Source organism: Thermoactinospora rubra, assembly GCF_002093975.1.
Taxonomy (GTDB): domain Bacteria; phylum Actinomycetota; class Actinomycetes; order Streptosporangiales; family Streptosporangiaceae; genus Nonomuraea; species Nonomuraea rubra_A.
In genome coordinates, this window is sequence record NZ_MSZZ01000115.1 from 1 (window position 1) to 1,543 (window position 1,543).

General features: G+C 70.7%; 2 protein-coding genes. One reads left to right on the forward strand and one right to left on the reverse strand.

The window, feature by feature from the left end; translation table 11 throughout:
- The first annotated feature begins 406 nt into the window (after positions 1-406).
- The gene (locus BSB02_RS40405; RefSeq protein ID WP_143591777.1) at positions 407-733 is read left to right on the forward strand and encodes a hypothetical protein; all 327 of its coding nucleotides are present in this window, start codon (positions 407-409) and stop codon (positions 731-733) included.
- A 452-nt stretch (positions 734-1,185) separates the two neighbouring features.
- On the opposite strand, the gene BSB02_RS39125 is transcribed toward BSB02_RS40405, so the two are convergent.
- Positions 1,186-1,380: a hypothetical protein gene (locus tag BSB02_RS39125; protein ID WP_084966062.1), complete on the reverse strand. Its 195-nt coding sequence runs from the start codon at positions 1,378-1,380 to the stop codon at positions 1,186-1,188.
- Positions 1,381-1,543 lie beyond the last annotated feature (163 nt).

The following is a 1,543-nucleotide window of genomic DNA, read 5'->3' on the forward strand; positions in this document are numbered from 1 at the left end:
CGCCCAACGGCCAACGCCAGACCCCTAAAGTTCCTGACATTGGCCTGCGGCCCACCCCCACGCCCCCGGTGCGAGGGGACTGCCGTCCCCTCGCGCTCCCTGGACGCGAACCCGTTTCAGCAGGGGTGCATCGTTGGGCGCCTCCCCACGGGAAAGTGAGGCGGCTTGGGAGCGGGCGTCAAGGGCATGGGCTTCGCCGCCTCGGCGCTTCGCGCTTGTCGAGGCTCAGGCTGTGTTTCGTGGGGAGAGTCCTTCGGCCTCCCCCCACGCCCCCGGGCGAGGGGTCTGCCGACCCCTCGCGCTCCCCGGACGCAAACCCGCTTCAGCAGGCGCGCATCGCTGGGCGCCTCCCCACGGGCGGGATGCTGTGGCTCGATCAACCACGCTCGGGACAGGGATGGGCCACGTGCCCGTTCGGGCAGCACACCATGCCGAGGGTGACGAAGCGGCCACCATGCAGCCATTCGCCCCACTGCACATCCACCCACGCGGCAAAAGATCGGTCGCCACGGCCAAGCGATGCTCGACCGGGATGATGTCGCATTGCGGACGCAGCGGCCTGTACTCCCCGGCCATCCACGCCACCGCCTTGGTCGCGTCGTCGAACGTTTCGGCGATCCTGGTGGGTGGTTTGGCCAGCCAGTCCCCGGTGCGCACGGGCGGCAGCGGCGAGGTGGCGAAGTCCGGGGAATCTGGGCGGCGTTCGGCCTCGCGTTTGAGCTCGGCGCCGTGACCGGTCCAGGTGTAGGCGTGCCAGTGCATCGGTCTCCCGTGCCGTCCGTATCGTCGCGGAAGGGGACGGCCCCTGCCGGATTCCGGCGGGCAGGGGCCGTCCTCGGGTGGCGGTTCCTAGATGGCCCGCATCCCGGCGGCGCGCAGCTCGTCACTGGTGAACCGGAGCGTCCCGGCCTGGGGATTCTTCGAGTCGCGCAGGGCGAAGGCGTCGACCTCACCGGGAAGCGGGCGCGATCTCCACGCAGGACTCCATCTCCTCTTCCTGCTGGTTGCCGCCGCACAGGCGGCGGAAGGCCGGCGGGCCGAGATCCCTCGCATACAGGTCCATCTGGGGGTGCCCTCCTTTCTCGCTCGGGCCGGGTGGCCCGAGGTGGTGGCACGGCCGACAGCAGGGTTTCCCCTCATGTGAGCCACTACCGCCGGCCGTGCGCCTGTGGGGAGCGGCCGTGTCTACAGGCGCGCTTGCCGCTCCAGCTGCGGAACCAGCCCGACCAGATCACCGGCCAGCAGCACCGGGACCATGCCGCGCCGGTAGTCCTCATCGGTCAGGGACCGCTGCCGCCGTACGGCGGCCACCCCGATGGCCAGCTGTGGGAAGAACTCCCAGACCCGCCCGTACTTCTCGTCAAGCTCGGCCGGCGTCATCGCGCCTGGACCACCGAGGGGCGCGACAGCAGCTTCACCACCAGTTCGGGCTGGTCGGCGGGCACCGGGTGAGCATCGGCAGCGTTGCCCGCCACCGACACCAGATAGACGCCCGACCGTGAACCGCGCCGAGTTTCGTGGAGGCCGGGTTAGCTGGCTGGGG